19 protein-coding genes and 1 tRNA gene are annotated in these 20,303 nt (G+C 68.4%); 10 read left to right on the top strand and 10 right to left on the bottom strand.

What is annotated here, in order from left to right:
* Positions 1–41 precede the first annotated feature (41 nt).
* Positions 42–2,726, bottom strand: a complete 2,685-nt coding sequence (locus tag L6E12_RS06190) for a bifunctional diguanylate cyclase/phosphodiesterase (RefSeq protein WP_236226909.1) — start codon at positions 2,724–2,726, stop codon at positions 42–44.
* A 521-nt stretch (positions 2,727–3,247) separates the two neighbouring features.
* On the opposite strand from L6E12_RS06190, the gene L6E12_RS06195 reads away from it, so the two are divergent.
* Positions 3,248–4,192: a GNAT family N-acetyltransferase gene (locus L6E12_RS06195; RefSeq protein WP_236226910.1), complete on the top strand. Its 945-nt coding sequence runs from the start codon at positions 3,248–3,250 to the stop codon at positions 4,190–4,192.
* A gap of 7 nt (positions 4,193–4,199) precedes the next feature.
* Here the strand turns inward: L6E12_RS06195 and L6E12_RS06200 are convergent, their stop codons facing one another.
* Both L6E12_RS06200 and L6E12_RS06205 read right to left on the bottom strand, forming a co-directional pair.
* Positions 4,200–5,195, bottom strand: a complete 996-nt coding sequence (locus L6E12_RS06200; RefSeq protein WP_236226911.1) for a DNA glycosylase AlkZ-like family protein — start codon at positions 5,193–5,195, stop codon at positions 4,200–4,202.
* A gap of 2 nt (positions 5,196–5,197) precedes the next feature.
* The gene (locus tag L6E12_RS06205) at positions 5,198–5,614 is read right to left on the bottom strand and encodes a VOC family protein (protein ID WP_236226912.1); all 417 of its coding nucleotides are present in this window, start codon (positions 5,612–5,614) and stop codon (positions 5,198–5,200) included.
* 93 nt (positions 5,615–5,707) lie between these two features.
* On the opposite strand from L6E12_RS06205, the gene L6E12_RS06210 reads away from it, so the two are divergent.
* Both L6E12_RS06210 and L6E12_RS06215 read left to right on the top strand, forming a co-directional pair.
* Complete coding sequence (locus tag L6E12_RS06210; protein WP_236226913.1) at positions 5,708–6,214, top strand: sigma-70 family RNA polymerase sigma factor; 507 nt, start codon at positions 5,708–5,710, stop codon at positions 6,212–6,214.
* Positions 6,211–7,392 carry a hypothetical protein gene (locus L6E12_RS06215; protein WP_236226914.1) on the top strand — a complete coding sequence of 394 codons (1,182 nt, stop codon included), beginning with the start codon at positions 6,211–6,213 and terminating at the stop codon, positions 7,390–7,392. The genes L6E12_RS06210 and L6E12_RS06215 overlap by 4 nt, the downstream gene beginning before the upstream one ends.
* A gap of 59 nt (positions 7,393–7,451) precedes the next feature.
* Here the strand turns inward: L6E12_RS06215 and L6E12_RS06220 are convergent, their stop codons facing one another.
* Complete coding sequence (locus L6E12_RS06220) at positions 7,452–7,832, bottom strand: hypothetical protein (protein WP_236226915.1); 381 nt, start codon at positions 7,830–7,832, stop codon at positions 7,452–7,454.
* Between the two features lie 620 nt (positions 7,833–8,452).
* Here L6E12_RS06220 and L6E12_RS06225 point away from each other — a divergent pair.
* The 3 genes from L6E12_RS06225 to L6E12_RS06235 all read left to right on the top strand — a co-directional run bounded on the left by L6E12_RS06225 (position 8,453) and on the right by L6E12_RS06235 (position 9,333).
* Complete coding sequence (locus L6E12_RS06225) at positions 8,453–8,632, top strand: type II toxin-antitoxin system HicB family antitoxin (protein WP_236226916.1); 180 nt, start codon at positions 8,453–8,455, stop codon at positions 8,630–8,632.
* 261 nt (positions 8,633–8,893) lie between these two features.
* On the top strand, positions 8,894–9,115 hold the full coding sequence (locus L6E12_RS06230) for a type II toxin-antitoxin system HicB family antitoxin (RefSeq protein ID WP_236226917.1): 222 nt from the start codon (positions 8,894–8,896) through the stop codon (positions 9,113–9,115).
* Entirely contained in the window at positions 9,112–9,333 is a 222-nt protein-coding gene (locus tag L6E12_RS06235) for a type II toxin-antitoxin system HicA family toxin (RefSeq protein ID WP_236226918.1), read from the top strand. The genes L6E12_RS06230 and L6E12_RS06235 overlap by 4 nt, the downstream gene beginning before the upstream one ends.
* 260 nt (positions 9,334–9,593) lie before the next feature.
* On the opposite strand, the gene L6E12_RS06240 is transcribed toward L6E12_RS06235, so the two are convergent.
* Positions 9,594–11,099, bottom strand: coding sequence for a DNA sulfur modification protein DndB (locus tag L6E12_RS06240; RefSeq protein WP_236226919.1), 1,506 nt, complete (start codon positions 11,097–11,099; stop codon positions 9,594–9,596).
* A gap of 1,287 nt (positions 11,100–12,386) precedes the next feature.
* Positions 12,387–12,467 (bottom strand) — tRNA-Tyr (locus L6E12_RS06245).
* A 153-nt stretch (positions 12,468–12,620) separates the two neighbouring features.
* Here L6E12_RS06245 and L6E12_RS06250 point away from each other — a divergent pair.
* Positions 12,621–13,112 (top strand): YajQ family cyclic di-GMP-binding protein, encoded by a 492-nt coding sequence (locus L6E12_RS06250; RefSeq protein ID WP_236226920.1) that lies wholly within the window; start codon positions 12,621–12,623, stop codon positions 13,110–13,112.
* A gap of 28 nt (positions 13,113–13,140) precedes the next feature.
* Here the strand turns inward: L6E12_RS06250 and L6E12_RS06255 are convergent, their stop codons facing one another.
* From L6E12_RS06255 to L6E12_RS06270, 4 genes are read right to left on the bottom strand one after another with little or no spacing between them, the layout of a single operon-like run.
* Positions 13,141–14,343 carry a tyrosine-type recombinase/integrase gene (locus tag L6E12_RS06255; protein WP_236226921.1) on the bottom strand — a complete coding sequence of 401 codons (1,203 nt, stop codon included), beginning with the start codon at positions 14,341–14,343 and terminating at the stop codon, positions 13,141–13,143.
* Between the two features lie 3 nt (positions 14,344–14,346).
* The gene (locus tag L6E12_RS35305; protein ID WP_236226922.1) at positions 14,347–14,649 is read right to left on the bottom strand and encodes a helix-turn-helix domain-containing protein; all 303 of its coding nucleotides are present in this window, start codon (positions 14,647–14,649) and stop codon (positions 14,347–14,349) included.
* On the bottom strand, positions 14,646–16,013 hold the full coding sequence (locus L6E12_RS06265) for a replication initiator (protein WP_236226923.1): 1,368 nt from the start codon (positions 16,011–16,013) through the stop codon (positions 14,646–14,648). The genes L6E12_RS35305 and L6E12_RS06265 overlap by 4 nt, the downstream gene beginning before the upstream one ends.
* On the bottom strand, positions 16,013–16,396 hold the full coding sequence (locus tag L6E12_RS06270) for a hypothetical protein (protein WP_236226924.1): 384 nt from the start codon (positions 16,394–16,396) through the stop codon (positions 16,013–16,015). Before L6E12_RS06270 ends, L6E12_RS06265 begins: the two co-directional genes overlap by 1 nt.
* Before the next feature lie 264 nt (positions 16,397–16,660).
* Between L6E12_RS06270 and L6E12_RS06275 the strand changes: the two genes are divergently transcribed.
* The 3 genes from L6E12_RS06275 to rfbA all read left to right on the top strand — a co-directional run bounded on the left by L6E12_RS06275 (position 16,661) and on the right by rfbA (position 20,288).
* A complete protein-coding gene (locus L6E12_RS06275; protein WP_236226925.1) occupies positions 16,661–17,446 on the top strand; it encodes a GntR family transcriptional regulator in 786 nt (261 codons plus the stop codon).
* Positions 17,446–17,973: a GNAT family N-acetyltransferase gene (locus L6E12_RS06280; protein WP_236226926.1), complete on the top strand. Its 528-nt coding sequence runs from the start codon at positions 17,446–17,448 to the stop codon at positions 17,971–17,973. The genes L6E12_RS06275 and L6E12_RS06280 overlap by 1 nt, the downstream gene beginning before the upstream one ends.
* A gap of 1,433 nt (positions 17,974–19,406) precedes the next feature.
* Positions 19,407–20,288, top strand: a complete 882-nt coding sequence (gene rfbA / locus L6E12_RS06285; RefSeq protein ID WP_236226927.1) for a glucose-1-phosphate thymidylyltransferase RfbA — start codon at positions 19,407–19,409, stop codon at positions 20,286–20,288.
* The last annotated feature ends 15 nt before the right edge of the window (positions 20,289–20,303 follow it).

Raw genomic sequence — 20,303 nt, forward strand, 5'->3', positions numbered from 1 at the left:
CCATACACAACGGTGTCGCAGGGTCAAAACGGGGGGGTCGTTCAGGAGAGCAGGGTCAGCACGGTCTCGTCGCGCAAGCCCCTGGCCTGCGTCGTTCGGGCCTGGAGCCAGGCCTCCAGCCTGCTCTCCGACAGCGGGCGGGAGATCAGGTAGCCCTGCGCCACGTCGCAGCCCATCGCGGCGAGCTGGTCGCGGGCGGCGTCGTCCTCCACGCCCTCGGCCACCACGATCAGGCCGAGCGAGTGGCCCAGCTCGACGATGGAGCGGACCACGGCGAGGTCGCCGAGGTCGGTGCCCATGCCGAGCACGAAGCTCTTGTCGATCTTCACCTCGTCCACCGGGAGCTGCCGCAGGTAGGCCAGCGACGAGTAGCCGGTGCCGAAGTCGTCGACCGCCAGCGTCACGCCCAGGGTGTGCAACCGGCGCAGCACCGGCAGGGCGCGCTGCGGGTCGGCCATCACCCCGGACTCGGTCAGCTCCAGCGTCAGCAGCTCCGGCGGCACCTGGTGGCGCTCCAGCGCCTCGGCGACGCGGTCGGGGAAGTTCGGGTCGTCCAGGCTGCGCACCGACAGGTTCACCGCGGCGGCGATCCGCAGCCCGCGGTCGAGCCACTTGCGCACCCGGATCAGCGACTGGTCCATGACGAACCCGGTCAGCGCGTCCACCAGCCCGGCGGCCTCCACGGCGGGCACGAACTCGTCCGGGTCGAGCCTGCCGAACTCCGGGTGCCGCCAGCGCACCAGCGCCTCGACGCCGAGCACCTGGCGGCTCGGCAGCGCCACCTTCGGCTGGTAGTGCACCTTGACCTGCCCGGTCTCCAGCGCCTGGCGGAACTGGGTGACGAGCTGGAAGCGGCGCAGGAAGATCTGGCCCATCGTGGGCAGGTAGACCCGCACGTTCTCGCCGCTGGAGCGGGCCGCGCGCAGCGCCACGTCAGCGCGCTGCAACAGCGCGTCGACGTCGAGTTCGAGGGCGTCCTCCGCGTCGGTGCCGACCGTGCGCGGGGTGGAGTAGCCGACCACGGAGCTGGCCTCGACGGTCAGCCGGTCGACCGGGTAGGAGGCGGCGAGCCCGGAGCGCAGCCGCTCGGCGACCCGGTGCGCCTCCTCGGGGGTGGTCTCGGCCAGCAGCACGGCGAACTGGCCGCCCTCCAGCCGGGCCAGCGCCACGTCCGGGCCGAGCGCGTCGCGCAGCCGCCTGCCCGCGGCCACCACCATCCGGTCGCTCCAGGCGTAGCCGAGGGCGTCGCTGACGGTGGAGAGCACGTCGAGGTCGATGCGCAGCACGACCGAGTCGGGGTGCTGGCGGATGGGCTCCCCGGCGGCGCGGCGGAAGCCGGGCCGGTTGAGCAGGCCGGTCAGCGGGTCGTGGTAGGCGTCGTGGCGCAGGGTGGCGAGCAGCCTGCGGTTGTCCATGGCGGTGGCGAGGTGGCTGGCCATGGTGCCGATGAGCCGGGTGTCGGCCTGGCCGAAGCCGCGCCACCTGGACAGCTTGTCGTGCGCCTCGACCACGCCGAGCAGGTGGCTGGCGCTGCGCAGCGGCACCACCAGCGCCTCCTCGGCGTCGCGGCGCAGCAGGGCGTGGCGCACCTCGGGGACCGCGTCGCCGCGGCGGAAGTGGCGCACGTGCGAGCCGGGCAGCCGCAGCAGCGCGTCCGCCTTGGGCCCGGTCGCCTCGACGTCGTACATCTCACCGGGCAGGTCGGCGCCGGAGACCACGGTGTGCAGCGGCAGTTGCGGGTCGAACCGCAGCCGCAGCACCACCCTGGCGGCGCCGAGCTGGTCCTTGATCCGCTCGGCGATGACCTGCCACTCGTCGGGGTCGGTCACCTCGGCGACCTCGTTCGGGTCGGCCAGCCCCATCGAGGGCTTGGCCGCGGCCTGGTGCCCGGAGCGGGCGACGATCAGGCTGACCTCGGAGAGAGCCTCCAGGTCCCGCTGCTCGCGCAGCAGCCCGGAGTAGGCGATGTAGAGCGCGGCCAGCCCGCCCATGGCCAGCACCAGCAGCGGCCACCCGGCCTCGGCGTGCATGACGACCTGGTAGCCGACGACGCCGGTGGAGGCGTTGACCAGGCCGAGGACCAGGGTGCGCAGGACGAGACGGACCGCGGCGCCCAACCGCATCCGGCGGCCGAGGACGCGCACGCAGACCAGGGCCAGCAGGGTGCTCGACAGCGGGGCGGCCAGCGCGCCCGCGAGCACGCCGGTCCAGCTCGGGCCGACCCCGGCCAGCCAGCGGTTGACGAAGCCGAACACGGCGAAGGCGCTGACGATCTCGAAGACCATGGCGCCCGCGTTGTAGAGGATGCGGTCCTGCACCCGGCGCACCAGCAGCGTGCCGACACCGGCGACCAGGTGCGCGGCCAGCACCACCTCGAACGGTGCCACGAACAACCCGATGACCAGGGGGATCTCGGAGAAGGAGATCGACCAGGACACGCCGCTGCGCACGTCGATGTTGATGCCGAGCTGCTCGGCGACCAGGAAGCCCAGCGCCAGCAGCAGCCCGACCCAGATCACCTGCGCCCCGCCGGAGGGCATCGACCACGGCGACACCAGCGCCGCCGCGACCAGGGAGGAGGTGAGGACCAGGACGGAGAAGACGAGGAACCGCCGATTCGGCGGGGGCTCCTCGGACGCCCACTGCTGCCCCTCGTCCGGGGTGTCGGCAGTGGTGCTCACCGCAGGCAGTGGGCCGGGACCGGCCCCGCCATGGTGGTCCGACATTCAACCTCCTCGGACGGCCGGTGGATGGCCCTGCTGGCCACCCCCGCGCATGGCGAGTCCCCCGACGGCGAGCTGACTGTACCCCGATCAGGCGAAACTGGCACGTGTGCTAGTTACTCGTGGACACCAAGTTCAGGCACCCGTCCACCGGTCGACGGCCCGCCGAACCCGGTTCCCGCTCACCACCGCAACACCACCGGTCCTCGGTCGAGCACCCCCGGCACGTTCTCGCGCCGCCGGGTCCCCGCCGGGCCACCAGCGACGACCGCCCGGCCCGCCCCCGCTCGAGTCCTGGCCCAGGTGCACAACGAAGATCCACCCGGCACACCCCGGGGCCGCCGGGGACCCCGGCCGACACCAGCCGCCCCTTCCGGTCGGGGCGCGGCGACAATCACCCCACTGGCGCAACGCCGTCCCAACGCAGAGACACCGGGCGCGTCCCCGGCGTCACCCACCCGAACGAGGAGCCGTCCGGACCCGAACGCGGCACACCGGACCGGTCGCTGCGCTTGGATGACCGCGTGAGCCCCGCCGACACCGCCCCAGACCTCACCGCCGTCGCCGCCGTCGCCGACGAGCACGCCGCCCGCCTGGCCGACCTGGACCCACTGCTGCCCGCACCCCCGCCGCTGTCCCCCGGCGCGGGCAAGCTGATCACCGCGCCCTCCGGCGCGGCGATCGCCTGGTACCAGGAGTCCGCGGTCGGCACGGCGGCGCGCACCTGGGACCCGGCGAAGCGGCACAACCTGGAGGTCCGCCTGGCGGGCGCGGACCGGGCCGACACCCTCGGCGCCCTCCTCGACACCTGGTTCGACCTCCTGCACGGCGCCACCACCCCCGGCGACACGGACTCGGCGGCGGTCCTGGAACTCCCCAGCCGCGACACCGAGGCGGTCCTGGCCCTGGTCCACCGCGGCTTCGCCCCGGTCAGCACCATCGCCGCCCGCACCGCGGGCCGCCCCGGCCCGACCCCGCCGACGGACGCCACCATCCGCCCCGCCACCCCCGACGACCTCGACACCCTCGTGGCCCTCAACCTGGAGGTCGTCGAGTACGACGCCCCCTTCGGGAAGGTCACCCCCCGCGAGGACACCGCCGAGGCCCTGCGCAACCAACTGGTGTTCCTCCTGGGCGAACCCCGGCCCGCGGTCTGGGTGGCCGTGCGCGGCGACCGCGTCCTCGGCCACGTCCACCTCCAGCTCCCACCCACCTCGCAGTGGGCCCGCCGCTACACCTCGGCACCGGAGGTGGCCTACCTCGCCAGCCTCGGCGTCACCGCGGCCGAACGCGGCTCCGGGGTCGGCTCGGCCCTCGCCGCGCACGCCCACCGGGTCCTCGACGCCGAGGGCATCCCGGTGACCCTCCTGCACCACGCCCTGCCCAACCCCCGCTCCACGCCGTTCTGGTACTCCCACGGCTACCGCCCGCTGTGGACGATGTGGCTGCGCCGCCCGGTCCGCCGCTGACCGGTCCTCAGGCCCGTTCCCGCAGGGTCAGCGGCTGCCCCAGGAACCGGCCCAGCTCCCCCGTCTCCACCCGCAGCAACGACCCCACCCCGCGCGGCAGGATCGCGAACGGCGCCACCTGCACCTCGTCGCCCTCCAACCCCCACGTCCCCACCGCGGCCCCGTCCACCAGGACGACCGGGTTCACCACCCCCTCGCCCTCCTGCACGCGCTCCTCGAACCCCGAGGGCACCACGAACGTCCGCGACCGGTACGCCGACAGGTACGGGTCCGAGTGCCCCAGCAGCCGCACGGTCCGCGGCGGCTCCGGCCGCGCGGCGGGCGGGTACAGCCCGGCGAACGCCGCCTTGGCCTTGCCGGTGGGCAGGCCGGACCAGGTGGCGAAGTCCTCCCACCCGGCGGGCGCGTGCCCGTCGAGGTAGCGCAGGGCGAGCCGGTTCAGCAGCACCGCCTCGTCCTCGACCACCGGTTCCGCGCGCAGGAACGTCGGCTCCCCGTCCCGGTCGGCGACCCGGACGACCTCGCCCGCCATCGCCGCGTGCGCGACCAGTTGCGCGAAGGCCCGGCTGTCGTCCAGCGCCATCCCCGCCGCGGCCAGGTCGGCGAGCAGCTCCGGGCGCGTGCGCGGGACCACCGCGGCCTCGGCGATCACCTGCGTGCCGTGCGCGACCCTGGCGTCGTCGAGCCCGAGCCGGTGCCTGCGCTCCCGCAGCCCGTGCGCGGCCCGCGGCCCCAGCAGGGCGACCAGCCAGCCCGCGTCCGCCGCGTCGACCAGGTTCAGGGCGCCGCGCATCGCCCAGGTCCGCACCACGGAACCGGAGGTGATCGCGTCGTCGACGTCCGCGAGCACCAACCCGTCCGTGCGGGCGCGGACGGCCAGGGCGGCGGCGAACACGTCGCGGGCGGGCACGCCCACCACCCGCCGGACGGCGTCGACGACGGCCTTCGGGCGAGGACCGGCCAGGCCCTGGGACACGGTCCGCGAAACGAGGTCGAGGTCCATCGTCAGCGGGCGAAGAGCTGGTCGCGGTCGGCGAAGGCCTTGAACTCCAGGGCGTTGCCCGCCGGGTCGCGCAGGAACATGGTCCACTGCTCACCGGGCTGCCCGGGGAAGCGCACGTGCGGCTCGATGACGAACTCGGTCCCGGCCGCGCGCAGGCGCTCGGCCAGGGCGTGGAAGTCGGGGACGTCGAGGACCAGGCCGAAGTGCGGCACCGGGACCCCGTGGCCGTCGACGGCGTTGACGGCCACGTCGCCGCGCCCGCCCGGGGCGAGGTGGGTGACCAATTGGTGGCCCCCCAGGTCCCAGTCCACCCAGGTGTCGGCCTCCCGCCCCCGCGGGCACCCGATCAGCTCGCCGTAGAAGCGGCGGGCGGCGTCGAGGTCGTCGACCGGGATGGCGAGGTGGAAGGCGGTGCTCATGGCCGCACGGTAGCGCGGGCGGGGAGATTCCCGCCGGGCACGGCAACCTTCCGGGCGACCGGGCGGTCTGGGGAGTGGATCGGGAGGTAAGACGTGCCGGGTGACCCGGACTTCGACGCGTTCGTCCGCGAGCGGTACGACCAACTGCTGCGCTACGCCCTGATGCTCGCCGGACGCCGCAGCGACGCGGAGGAGATCGTGCAGGAGGCGCTGCTGCGCTGCCTGGCCCGGTGGCGCAGGGTGCCCGCGGACAACGCGGTCGCCTACGCGCGCAAGGCCGTCTACCACGAGTTCCTGCGGACCGTCCGGCGCAAGCCGCCGGTGCCGCTGGCGGAGTACGCCGAGCAGTTGGACGTGGCGGACTTCTCCCGGGCGGTCGACGACCGCCACCACGTGCTGGCGGTGCTGCAGCAGCTCCCCGCCCGGCAGCGGGCGGCGGTCGTGTGCCGGGTGGTCCTGGACATGACCGAGGCGCAGGCCGCCGGGGAACTGGGCTGCGCCGTGGGCACGGTGAAGTCGCTGACCAGCAGAGGGCTGGCCAGGGTGCGCGAGCTGTGGGGGGCCGACGAGCCCGCCGCGCCGGGGAGGAGGAGGCCGTGATCGCGGGAGGACGGGACGAAACCCACCGGACGGTCACCCGGCTCCGGCGCGAACTCGACGCGGTCGAGGTCCGCGGGGACGGCGCCGCGGTCGACGGGGTGCTGCGCGTGTTGCACCAGCGCAGGCACGCCCAGCGGCGGCAGCGCGCGCTGGTGTCGGTCACCGCGGCGGTGGTGGCACTGGCACTGGTGGCGGGCGGGTTCGCGGCCTGGGACCGGGGCGCGGAGGTGCCCCCGGCCGCACCGGTCACCGAGTGGGCCCCGCGCGGCGACCTCGTGGGCGATGCGGAGCTGGCCGACCGGGCCCGCGCGGCCTGGCCGGAAGGCGGGGCGTCACGGGTGGTCTACGCGGGCACATCCCCCAACCGGGCCGCGTCACTGGTGGTGGTCGTCCTGGTCGCGGTCGACCCCGGCGGCGGGGAACGCGTGGGCTTCGCCACCAGCCCACTCGACGCCCAGGGCACCCCCGACCCGTCGCGGCTGGTGCTGCGCGCCACCGCACCGGTGGTCCGCGGCCAACGCGCGGTCGGCTTCGTCTCCGCCAAGGCCCTGCCGGGCGACGAGGTGCCCGCGGGCGGCGGCTCGATCGGCTTCGCCCTGGCCGAACCGGGAGCGCGGGAGGTCACCCTGCACACGTCGGTCCTCGACGAGCAGGTGGCGACGCCGTCGGTGGAACCCGGGGTGACCTGGGCGCTGTTCCAGACCGGGGCGGGCGCGTGGAACACGGTGGCCCTGGTGGGGGAGGTGTCGGTGCCGGTCACCGCGGGCGTGGCGGACCCGCAGGTCACGGTCACCACACTGACCCGCACCAGCGACCTGCTGAGCGTCCCCGACGCGGGCCGCACCAGCCTGCTGGCCAGCCCGGAGGGCCTCCTCGGCGTGGTCGCCCCGGACGGGGCGGTCACCACGGACCTGGGAGCCGTCCCCGACCTCCCGGTCGCGGTGGCCATCACCGGCACCCCCGGCACCCTCACCACGGTCGACGACACCACGGTCGTCTTCAAGCCCCGGGGCCGGACCAAACCCTCCCCCGGCAACCGCATCACCCTCGCCGACCCGGACCACCCCGAGGTCCTGATCAACGTCGGCGTGGTCACCGAGGTGGAACCGGTGGTCCGAGTCCGCCGGTCCGCCACCCCCGACACGGCCACCACCGTCCTGCGGGTGGACGGCCTGTGAAGCCCACCTCCTGGACGAGGACGGGGCGGCTCACACCGCCCCGTCCTCGGACAAGGGGATCAGATGGGCGAGGTCCAGCCGTTGCCCCACACCCGGGCGCCGAGGTTCCAGTCCTTGTAGATGCGGAAGTAGTGCTCGTGGCCGGAGGCCAGACCGGACCAGCAGTAGCCGTAGTAGCCGCCGTTGAGCGAGTACCGGGCGGTGAGGCCCTTCTTGGTGTCGGTGCCGTAGGCGTCCCACATCTCGACCTTCACCTCCCGCTGGTAGTAGCTCGGGTCGGCGCTCCCGGTCCCCCGCAGGCTCACGCACGCCCGCCCCAGGACGGGCCAGAAGGTCCGCGAGGCGAGGCTGGCGGTGAAGTCGAAGTTGAAGTTGAACGGCAGGAACGCCGCCTGCGCCCCCACCTCCCCGGTCGCCCGGTCCACCCCGGTGTCCGGCACCAACTCCACCTCCACGGCCCCCGAAGGCGGCCCACCCCTCACCACCCGGGCGACGACCTCCCCCTTCTTGTCCGCGTGCGCCGAAGCACCCACCCCGGTGCCCCCCAGAACCGCGACAACCGCGAATACCGCACCCACACGTCTTTTCCACGCCATCTCAGCAAACCCCCTGCGTAGGATCCATCGCTTCGGAGCCGAAAACTAACCACCCCCACCCCTCCCGACGTCCCTCTTGCGGGTGATAGACCCTCGACTTCACCGGCTTACCAGCAGAGATCCATCAAATGCGCCACCGCGCTACCACAGAAAGCCCAACCATCCCCCACCATTCGGCAGCACGCCCGAATGGGATCGACTATTCCCATTCTTTCCGCGGCCCAGCCGGCAGCGGAAAGGGCGGCCCCCTCGTCGCGGCGGGACACCACGGGGACCGGCCGCGCCACAGGGGGCGCGCCCGGTCCCCGCCCGAAACCCCCAATACACATTCCCGACTCGAAATGGTGATCCCCTGTCCCCATTTCCGCATACGGCATCCGCACATTGCCCGGCAAGCCGAACTCGCACCCACAACCGATGTCCACAGAAGACACAGAGTCCGACCGAGTGGGACACCGGGGTCGATGAGCACACAGCGAACGCTGACCGCGGCCATGCACCGAGAAGAGGACTGGTTCGTCGCCCAGTGCCTCGAGGTCGACATCGCCAGCCAGGGCCAGTCGCCCCAGGAGGCCCTGACCAACCTCCGCGAAGCCGTCGAACTCCACTTCACCGAGGCCCCTGAAAGCCGACGAAGCCCGTGATCTGAACTCGCAGATCACGGGCTTCGTGGTGGCGGGTAGAGGATTCGAACCTCTGTAGCTTTCGCGACGGATTTACAGACGCCTGACCAGCGAAGATGTAGATGAACCCAGAGGAATGGTTCACCTGGATGGACTACGCTGACCAGTCACGGGGCACGGGGATCAACGACTTCGCACCCCAGCTCGCACCCACGACCGCACCCCGTGACCGGCCTGGCGTCTGCGGAGACACGCGACCCGGACAGGTGGGACACTGGCGCCATGAGCGAACAGCGGACGCTGACCGCAGCAGTACATCAAGAAGAGGATTGGTTCATCGCCCAGTGCCTTGAGGTGGACATCGCCAGCCAGGGCCAGTCGATCCAGGAGGCCTTGGCCAACCTCCGCGACGCCGTCGAGCTGTACTTCGAGGAAGTTCCCGAGGCAGAGGTCACCACGACACCCCTGGTCACCTCGTTCCAGATCCCCGGTACCGCCGCGTGAGTCCAGCACTGTCCGATCTCTCGGTCAAGAAGGTCATCCGGGCGCTGGAGGCTGTCGGCTTCGAGTACACCCGCACCAGGGGCAGCCATGCCGTCTACCGCGACACCAACAGCCGTGCGGTGATCATCCCCATGCATGGGACCGTAAAACGCGGCACTCTCGCCTCCATCATTCGCCAGGCCGGATTGACGCCAGCAAAATTCCTGGCGCTGCTCTGAAAACCGGACCAAGTCCATAGCACTCACAACGAAGGCCCGTGCCCTCGCGAAGAGGACACGGGCCTTCGTTGTGACGGGTAGCGGATTCGAACCCTTGAAGCTTTCGCGACGGATTTATAAGCGCCCGACCAGTGAAGACACCGTAAACCTCGAGATAAAGTTACCCAAAAGAACTAGGCCATCCAACTCGAGTCACGGTCGTCACGATCTCGCCCCCCTGCTCGCATCCACGCACGGATACCCCTGACGCAGTATAAGGATTAGTCGAGGGGCTCCGATTCGTGACTGATGAGGTCCGTCCACGTGGCAGACAAGATCTTGTTCTCAACTTGGCCAATATGCGCTGGCGTGTTCGAGGCTGCTGCTGCGACGACAATCTCCCCGGTAGACTTAAGAGTCGCCGTCTTCTTAGTTCCATTCTTATCCTGCAAATAACCTGTGATTCGGATCCAATGCCGCCGGTCACGCCGCCAGTCCACAGCAGCGAGACGCTGCTTGAACTCATCGAAAGAGATGATCGGAGTAGGTGCCGACTGTTCTGCGACAATCTCGGCGAATCGCTTTTCCAACTGCTCAGTTGTGTCGTCTCCGGTTGCTGTTTCCTTTTGCATCGCTTCCATGATCGGCCCAAGTTTGTCGCGCCGCACCTGGTTGTAGGCCAACGCGAGGGCCTTAAGGGCAAATGCCCATCCGTGAACGTACAGACGTCGATACGTATCAGGCTGCTTGGTGTCACGCCAAGCGTCGCCGAATTGATCTTCCAGCATCTGCAAAAACTCGCGACAATACGGCAGCACCGCCTCGACGTGATGGTGCTTGATATGTTCACGTTTTCGGTTTCCGTGTGAAATTACGTTAAGCAAGATCTGCTCGAGTGTCGATGCATCAATAATGTTCTGAACCGCAGTGAGCGTAGCTCCTGTGCTGCGACCATCGGCGACGCGTTCCTCAAAGATAGTGCCCTTGATCGCCTTATTGCGCAATTTAGCAAGCGCAGAGGAGGTATCGAAGGTTGCTACCAGGTTGGTATTCTTCTTCGTTCCGCGCCCGTTGCGGTCAGCGAAACTCTGGGCCGCCGCTTCGACGCTTACCTTCAATTCAATTTCGAGAGTCACAAAAAAGGTGTCAAGCGCGCCACCTTGGATCACCAGGCGATTCTGCGCCGCCTCGAACAGAGCAGCAGTCTGAGTCTGACCGTCGGCTTGCATGATGGGACGCTTAGGCAAGTAAATTTCGCCGTAAAGTGCCGCCGGGTTCGCTTCATCGAACGCGACAAAAATAGGCTGCGGGTCCTCCTCGAACTCCTCGACCGACTGCCACCCGGTAACAGTGGGAAGGTAGGCAATCCGCTCACCGCGGACAGCCTCAAGGATGTAACGGCGGAAATCGCCACGATTATTGGCCTTTGCGCCTTTGAAGTCGCTCTGCGTCTTCACGTGGGCCGCTTTCATGCCAATAGCCTCATAATCGACAGCACGTGGCGGATCGGAAGGATTGTACCGCACCAGGTCGGTAAATTGCCGTAGGCTGGGATGGACCGTGACACAGATCCGGTACCCCTCCTCGGCACCTTTCAAGCAGAGTGTTCCGCGAATGACATGCCGCTTCTCGCCCTCATGCTGAAATCGATAGCGATGCTGATCAAAATTGTCCCGTACTTCAGGGTCAGAACTGACACGTAGGATACGCAGACCTCCAAATTTCGCATCTTCGGCAATTTCTTCAGTGTTGATCAATTTTTTCTGACTAATAAATGGCGTATTCATAGCGTCTCCTTGTAGACCGTCTCGGCGTCCGCCGAGACGAAAAGTCCAGACTGACACGGAATTACAGGAGGTGATGCAGATTCCACAACAGACGGGATTCTTCCAGCATTGCGAAGCACATGCGGCAGAACGACTGTCTCAATTGAAAGATTCATCCTCTCGACGGCGTATAGAATTTCAGACCGAAATTCGAAAGCCGCAATGACGCCACGGATTAGAGAGCCGCTGCCAGCACTTTCCTCCGCACGTCGCGCCATGGCGACATAGACCAAGATTTGCCCCAAAGCCTCGTAACTAGCGCGGATTTTAAACTCCCACAGGCGGGTGACGTTGCTCCGATCGATCGTGCGCATATCTGCGCGCACGGCCGTGCCGTCGTAACTGTTCTCCCGCGCGACAAGCAACTCGCCCGGGCGATGCTGGACGAGCTCTGACGCGTAGCAGTCCCGCACTTTGCACTCGTGTTCGTGCAACGACCGTCGATCTCGCGTCACGGCCACCTCTCTCAACGCTTTGACCTGCCGTCTCCCAGAGACTATCTTTCATCTTCGAGCTTGACAACCTCATCTCCGAGATTTGTCTCGTAACTGTCCTACTCCTAACACATCAGCGCCGTGACCCTCGGGAGTGCTCCACCAACGAGGTGTCTCGTCGCCCATTGACGGACTCACCAACGGCCTCCGAAGCTTCACGACGGATCTACAGAAGCCTGACCTGCGAAGATGAGAGTGATCCTCGAGATATGGTTGAACTTGATACCGCTCGCACCCACGAGCGCGACACAACCAGCGAGACGCGCACTGGAGACAAACCACCCGCGCAGGTGGGACACCGGAGACATGGGCGAGCAGCGAAAGCTGACCGTGAGTGCACAAAAGGAGGACTGGCCCATCGCCCAGTGCCGCGGGATCGACATCGCCAGCCAGAGCCAGTCGATCCAGGGCGCCTTGGCCAATCTCCGCAGGTGGAGATCACTACAGCACCACTGGTCACGTCACTCCAGATCCCAGGCACCGCCCCGTGAGTCCATCCCTATCCGACTTCTCAGTCCAGAAGTCATTACCTGCTGGAGGCTGTCGGCTTCGAGTACACCCGAACCAAGGGCAGCCATGCCGCCTACCGCAACACCGATGACGCACCGTGCTCATCCCCATGCGCAGCCCCCGCGCCTCCGCCAAGCGGGGCTGACATCAGCGGAATTTCTGCGCCGCCCAACGCAAGACCACCAACCCATGGCACTCACGACCAAAGGCCCGCGTCCTCACTAAGAGAACGCGGGCCTTGCTGTGGCGGGTAGAGGATTCGAACCTCTGTAGCTTTCGCGACGGATTTACAGTCCGCTCCCATTGGCCGCTCGGGCAACCCGCCGGGTGTCCAGCACTGTGGACGACGGAGACCTTACCCAATGCCCCCGGGGCTCCGCCAACGGGTACCCCCTGACGCGCGGGGGGTGGGGGTGGGGAGGGCGGCGGTAGCATCCACGGGACCCCAGTGAGGCCTGAACGCGGAGGTGCGAGACACGTGGCGGACCCGTCATTCGACGTGGTGAGCAAGGTTGACCGGCAAGAGGTGGACAACGCGCTCAACCAGGCGGCCAAGGAGTTGGCGAACCGCTTCGACTTCCGCGGTACCGGGGCGGAGGTGAGCTGGGCCGGGGACGAGGCGATCACCATCAAGGCCGAGACCAAGGAGCGGTGCACCGCCGCCATCGAGGTGTTCAAGGAGAAGCTGGTCAAGCGCAACGTCTCCCAGAAGGCCTTCGACGTGGGTGAGCCCACGCTGTCGGGGAAGACGTACCGGGTGACCGGGACGCTGGTGCAGGGCATCAGCACGGAGAAGGCCAAGGAGATCGGCAAGAAGATCCGCGAGGAGGCCCCCAAGGGCGTCCAGGCGCAGATCCAGGGCGACCAGCTACGCGTCTCGGCCAAGAAGAAGGACCACCTGCAGGAGGTCATCGCCCTGCTGAAGGCGAGCGACTTCGGCATCGCGCTCCAGTTCACCAACTACCGCTGAGCTAGCGCCGCTGACCTGGGGATATGCCTCACGCGGTGGTGCTGGGTACAACCCCGGTACATCCGAGTGAGGCATCCACCAGGCCGCGAGTCTGGTCAACGGCGTCCGGCCAGTACCCGACGTAGGTGTTGAGAGTGACCGTCGGCGTGGTGTGGCCCATCGCGAGCTGCACCGTCTTGACGTTGGCTCCGCCGAAGATCAGCACAGTGGCGAAGTAGTGCCGCAGGTCGCGCAGGCCGAACCCCTCGGGCAGGCCAGCGGCCTTGACCGCGGGGCGCCAGATGTACGACCAGTCCGCCCGGTGGATCGGTCGGCCGTCCTCCCGGGTGAACACCAGTCGCGCGGCCCGGGTAACCGGAGTCCGGGGATCGGTCTCGTCAGAGATCTCCGTCAGCAGGGCCGGGAAGCGCCCCATGTGGTCCCGCAGCGCATCCGCGACGACCGCAGGCAGCTCATTCGTCCGGGTGCTGGTCTTCGTCTTCGGAGGCGCGAGGTAGGGCGTCCGGCCCGCGATCACGGTGAGCTGGTGACGGACGTGCGCCTCTCGGGCCTCCAAGTCCACCCCGTCGACCTCAAGGCCGAAGATCTCGCCACCGCGCCAGCCGCAGCCAGCCGCGAGGTAGACGATCGGCCGGTAGAGGATCGGCAGCGCGGCGGCCAGGGCGTGAACCTGCTCCGGCTTGGCGATGTAGTAGCGGGCGTCCGGGATCTCCGGCAGGCGGATGCCCACGCACGGCGTGAAGCCGATGAGCCGGTCCGCGATGGCCGCGCCGAACATCGGCAGGAGCGTGCCGTTATAGACCACGCTGAGAGTGCTTGGGGCGAGCACCCCAGCCCGGTCCTTCACCCAGCCGCGAACGTGCGAGCTGCGCACCGAGGCCAACGGGAGATGCCCCAGAACGGGCACGATGTGGCGCCGGATGGTCCGCTCGGTTCGCTCGGCGGTGCTCCCGCGATGCAGGAGGGTCTTCCGCCACTGCTCGGCGAACTCGGCGACGGTGAGCTGTCCACCACGCGGGTCCACGTACTGCCCGCGCGAGATGTCCGCCTGGACCGTCGCATCCCGACGCTCAGCATCTGCCTTGCGCTCGAACAGCTCCGTCCGAGGCTGCCCACTCTCAGGGTCGGTCCACCTGACACGCCAGCGCTTGCCCCGGCCGTGCCGTTTGGACGGTATCCGGGCACCTGACGCGTCCCGCTTGCGCAGGTACCACAGGTCATCGACAGCCACCGCTCAGTCCTCCGGGAGGTTGTCGAGCCAGGCGTGGAAGCGCTTGCAGGGCACGACCCAGCGGTTTCCGAGGCGTATCGCGGGGATGGTGCCGTTGCGGACGCACTCGTAGGTGCCGCCCCGGGAGAGACCAAGCATCTCGGCGACCTGGGTCACGGTGTAGGTCATGACGCGGGTGTTGATCTCGCCGGAGCCGGTGACCGAGGCGGTCTCAGCGGCCCCGTTCTTGCCGGGGGAGGCCGCTCCCGGGGTGAGGTCGTTGAGGAAGGGCAGGGGCACGACGTTGTCGTTGTCGGGGGTGCTCACGGGGTGGCCTCCTGCATTCGGGCGCGGCGCTTGTGGGCGGTGAGTTCAGCGATGGCGGCGGCCAACTCGCGCTCCGGCGCGGTCTGGTAGCCGATGCCGGTCATGGCCCAGTCGTTGATCACGGTGATGGAGTCGGTGTCGGTGATGCCGAGTTCGGCGAGCTCCCGGGTACGGCGGTGCTCCCCGCGCGCGGCCCGCAGCGTCTTGAACGTCACGGAGTAGGCGCGGGACTTGGTCAGGAAGTGGCCCCGGAAGCCGAGCATGTGTGCCCACTTGCGCAGCCGCAGCTGTGCGAACTCGCCCAGGCCGCCCAGGCGCCAGGCGGTGGCGATCATCGCCCGCGCGTGCGGGGTGACGTCGAGTCCGGCGATCTGGTGTTCGTGGCGGATCGGGGAGTCGACCCCGATGGTGGTGCCGGTGCCCTTGGTGGCGTACTTGGCGATGTACCCGGCGACCTTGCGGTCGTGGACCACCTGGTCGTCACTGCCTCCGGTGGTGGGGTCGATCGGTTCCGCGTCGACCTGGGCGCCCCACCGCAGGACCCGGGCCGGGGCGGTGTCGCTGTCCGGGCTGGTGAGGGAGACCATCCCCGCGGCTTGCTTCACCACCGCAGCGAGCAGGTCCGGGGTCACCCCCGCCGGGGGTGGTGTGGTGGGGCCGTCGGGGCCGTCGAGGCGGATCACCGCGTGGAAGTGGACCAGGCCGCGCCGCTGGTACTCGGCGACCTTGGTGTAGGACAGGCGGAAGTAGTCCCCGGCCTTGCCCCTCGGGACCCCGAGCGCGTCGGCGAGGTGACGGGAGGCGGTGATGGTGAACCGTCGCCACAGCTCCGGGGCGTGCGCCTGCCACAGCACCGCGCCGACGTAGTCGTAGCTCTGCGGGTCGAGCGGGGAGCCGATCCGGGTGTCGTGTTCGTGGTGGTACTCCCCGCAGCCACAGGGGCGGGGCTTGCCGGTGCGGGTAGTGGGGCGGTTGTGCACCGGCCCGAACGAGGGGGCGGTGAGGGTCACGAAGGCGCGCACGTGCCCGGCCACGGTCTCGGGGATGCCCTTGCCGCCGGTGAGCCCGGCGCGCACGAGGTGGAAGGTGTCAGCGGCGTAGCGGGCCGAGCAGGCCGGGCACACGGTCTCGCGGCGGTTGTTGCACGCGGCCAGGATCGACCCGGAGATCTCCCGCACCGGGTACCCGTCGGACCCCACCCACGCCGCTTCACCGGACAGGCGCACCGGCTTGGCACACCCGCCCACAGCCTGCACGTTGGCACGCCACGCCTTGTAACCCTTGCCACGCAGCAGAGCCGCCCACTGCTCATCCTCGGTCGCAGGTTCGACCAGGGGCTCAGGGCGGGTCGTCGTGGTCGCCATCAGCACCACGCCTCGACGTCGTCATGGCTCTCGATCACGTTGTACCGCTCACCCGCGTTGCCCCGCCCACCCGCGCGGCGCTCCACATCGGCGACGTAGTCCTCCCACGTGTAGCCAGGGTGGTTGGACTGGCGGAACCGGAACTCCGCACGGTGACCCGAGTCCATCGGGTCCACGATCCCCCGGTCGGTCAACCCGGGACGCCCCCCGCTCTGACGGGGCACCATCACCCCGCCGACGAACACCGAGTGCAGGTCGACCAGCTCAGCCACCCGACGCTCGGACACCACCTCGTCCCACTCGTCCGGGTCCAGGTAGAGCTGATCGGTCACCGCGTCCGCGACGAAGTCCGGCAGATCCCGGAACCGGCACTCCGCGAACACCTCACCCGAGACCGGATCCTCATCACCGAACCGGAACTCCACCTCAGCCGAACGCGGCCGACGGTGATCCCACCCCAGCTCCTGGTCCTCATCCGCCCACCGCGCGATCAACGCAGCCGTCACACGTGTCACAACGACTCCCCCTCGCCAACCGGGCCAACTCCCTTGAGCCAGTACTCCCTTGAGCCAGTAAAGCCGGCCGGTCGTGCGATGTCAAGAACTCCCTTGAGCCAGTACGATGACCCGAGGACCAGGAGGGACGACGTGACCACCAACCCCAGCTCCCCACAGGGCGAGCCACCAGCCAGCCGCCGAGTAGCGGCAGCACTCCGAGCGCTGATCGAGTCAGGCGAGCTCTCGCCTGGTGACGTACTGCCATCTGAGCGAGGACTTTCCGAACAGTTCGGCGTGGCTCGCAACACTGCCCGCGAGGCCGTTCGTCTTCTGGCCGATGAAGGGCTTGTAATCGCCAAGCACGGCAAGGGCGTTTTCGTTCGCGAGGAGCCACGTCTTTTGCGATTTGGCAGCGAGCGCTATTCGCAGAAGATCCGAGAGGAAACGGGCCTATCGCCATACCGTGCGGAAGTTTCAAAGCAGGGACGAACCGCCCGCGTTGACTGCACCTCCATCACCCGAGTACCAGCTCCGGCACTGGTCGCTGAACGCCTCTTCCTTCCGACGGAGTCGGAGGTAGCTCGACGCGAAAACTGGTACTACGCCGACGATGAACCAGTCCAGTGTGGAGTCACGTACATTCCTTGGCACATCGCACAAGGTTCAGTCCTCGGCGACTCCGCCAACCTGGGGCCTGGCAGCTTGTACGCGCGTTTCGATGAACTTGGATACCCGATCAAGGTAATTCGCGAAGAAATCTCCGCCCGAATGCCCCGAATTAGCGAGAAAGAGGCTTTGAAGATTCCCGACGGCGTCCCGGTGATCGAGGTTATCCATACAGGAATTAACCACGAGGGCACACCTTTCGAGGTCACCATTTTCACGATGCGCGCGGACACCAATGGTTTGGACTACACGATTCCGGTTGAGGACTAATGACCATCATTCCCATTCGACCTCGAACCGAAAACGACCTGAGCAGCGCGAGCGAATTGCTCGTCAAGGTTCACGCACTCGACGGCTACCCCGTGGAAGGTGTCGCCGACCCGCAGGCATGGCTGGTCTCCGACTCATTGATCCAGTCCTGGGTTGCGGACAACGGCGAGCGCATCGTTGGCCATGTGAGCATCTCGCAGGCCACGAGCGGAGACGACGCAGCTCGCATGTGGTTCGACCGAACCGGCCAGGCCCCGGAGACCATCGCAGTACTCGGACGGTTGTTCGTCGATCCCGATACCCGAGGCGCATCGCTGGGTAAGCGACTCGTGCAGACAGCCATGACCGAGGCCGACAGTCGAGGGCTCCGCCTCACGCTTGACGTCATGACCAAGGACCGGGCCGCCATCAGCCTTTACGAACGCCTGGGCTGGACCCTGATTGGCGAGGCCGCACATACCTTCGGCGCTGGACAATCCGCCCCTGCTGTCTGCTACGTCGCGCCCGAGGCCGCCAACACTCCGTGATGCGGTGAGGACTTTCTCTACTGGTTCAAGGCGGCCCGCCTGCGGCGGCCCGCTGGCACGCTGCGCTCTCTCCGGTCGGCACACCCGCGCGGGGCGTGCGGCCTCCGGCCGACCCCGCGCGGGCACCGACCGGCGAGGCGTGCCAGACGATGAGCACCAGGCCGCTGAACCGAGAGAGCAGCACGAGGGGCAAGCTGCGGGGAGCAGGCCGGGGGCAACGAGCACCAGGCCGCCGAGCAGCACACCAAGCAGGGGAAGCCGCGGGGCCGGGTCGCGCAGCTGTTACCGACAAGAGAATGCCCTCGCCGGGCGGGCAGGCCAGCAGCGAGGCGGGGTCAGGCGTTCGGCCGCCGGTTTCGTCGGGGTCTGCCTGCCTCACCGCCGTCAGACCCGGGCTATCAGTCTGGCCACCAGGGCGCAGAGCCCGCAGCTGTCGGCCGCCGGTGTCCGTCGAGGGCTGCACCCTGGTGACCAGACTGATCGAAAGCGCCCAGACGGCGGCGAGGCAGGAAGCCCCCTCCTAGCTGTGGTCAGACAGGAACACAAAGATGCCGCCTCCCCGAGCAGGAAGACGGCATCTAGTAGACTTGTAGGTTAGACCGGCGCAGAGCTAGGCCAATCTAGTTCACTAACCTGGCAGTTAGAGGCTAGTCAACCCAGCGCGGCGCGTCAAGTCTCAAGACTTGACGATGATCAGCAGGAGAGTCCTGACTGGTCAGAAGCCTGTCGGTCTCTGACCGAAGGAAGTGCACGTGCACGAGAAGCACGAAATCTGTGGGCTGTGCGGCCTGCCGTTCAACTGGGTATGGGACTCCGAGGAGCGCGTCTGGCGCTGCGATCAGGGCTGCAAGCTGGTGAAGCGTAGACGTCCGCGCCCGGCAGCTATTCGGGCCTACCGAGCAGACTCGGAGGACTAGCAACTCGACCAGCGGTACAAGCTGGGTACAAACACCACCTGACACCCAACGACACGAACCGGCACCGACCGACCCCAAACGGCTGGTCAGTGCCGGTTCGGTATCGTCTGCCCAGGTAGGACGCAGTTCACCAACTACCGCTGACCAGCGGCCACCGCATCTCGGCCTTCGCCGCATCTCGGGTGGCGGTCACCGCATCTCGACGGCGGGGGCTGCGTCTCGGGGGAGGGCGCCACGCCTCGAGGGCGGGTGCCGCGTCTCGAGGGCGGGTGCCGCGTCTCGAGGGCGGGTGCCGGGGCTTGGCGGCGGGAGGTGCGAGTGGGCGTCCAGCAGGCCGCGAGTGGTGGCGGGCAGGGTTGCGCAATCGGGAGCAGTGGGGGCGCCCGGGGCGCGGCAGGGTGGCGGGACGAACCGGGCGAGGAGCCCCGGTCGGTCGCGGTAGCCTCGACTCCGAGGGATCGGGGGCCGGGGGGCGTGCGGGACCGGTCAGATCAAGGACTTACGACAGGAGCCGTGATGAAGGGCATCGTTCTCGCCGGGGGTAGTGGGACCCGGTTGCACCCCATCACCCAGGCGGTGTCGAAGCAGTTGCTGCCGGTGTACGACAAGCCGATGATCTACTACCCGGTGTCGGTGCTGATGCTGGCCGGGATCCGGGACATCCTGATCATCTCGACGCCGACCGACCTGCCGAACTTCCAGCGGCTGCTGGGGGACGGGTCGCAGTTCGGGGTGAACTTCAGCTACGCCGAGCAGGCGGCGCCGAACGGGCTGGCCGAGGCCTTCATCATCGGCGAGGAGTTCATCGGGTCCGACGACGTGGCGCTGGTGCTCGGGGACAACATCTTCTTCGGGGTGGGCTTCTCGCACCTGATGAAGGCCCACGTCTCCGACATCGACGGCGCGGTGCTGTTCGGCTACCCGGTCAAGGACCCCGAGCGCTACGGCGTCGGCGAGGTCGACGAGAACGGGATGCTGGTCTCCATCGAGGAGAAGCCGCTCAAGCCGAAGTCGAACCGGGCGATCACCGGGCTCTACTTCTACGACAACGACGTGGTGAAGATCGCCAAGGGGCTGGAACCCTCCCCGCGCGGCGAGCTGGAGATCACCGACGTGAACCTGGAGTACCTGCGGCAGGGGCGGGCCCGGCTGCTCGACCTGGGCCGCGGGTTCGCCTGGCTGGACACCGGCACGCACGACTCGCTGCTGGAGGCCGGGCAGTTCGTGCAGGTGCTGGAGCACCGGACCGGCGTTCGGCTCGCCTGCCTGGAGGAGATCGCGCTGGACCGCGGGTTCATCTCCGCCGACGAGGCCTACGCGCTGGGCGCGAAGCTGGCGAAGTCCGGCTACGGCCAGTACGTGATGCAGCTGGCCAAGGCCGCGGGCGCCACCGGCTGACCACCGGGCTCCCCG

This window comes from Actinokineospora sp. PR83 (assembly GCF_021056305.1).
Lineage (GTDB): Bacteria > Actinomycetota > Actinomycetes > Mycobacteriales > Pseudonocardiaceae > Actinokineospora > Actinokineospora spheciospongiae.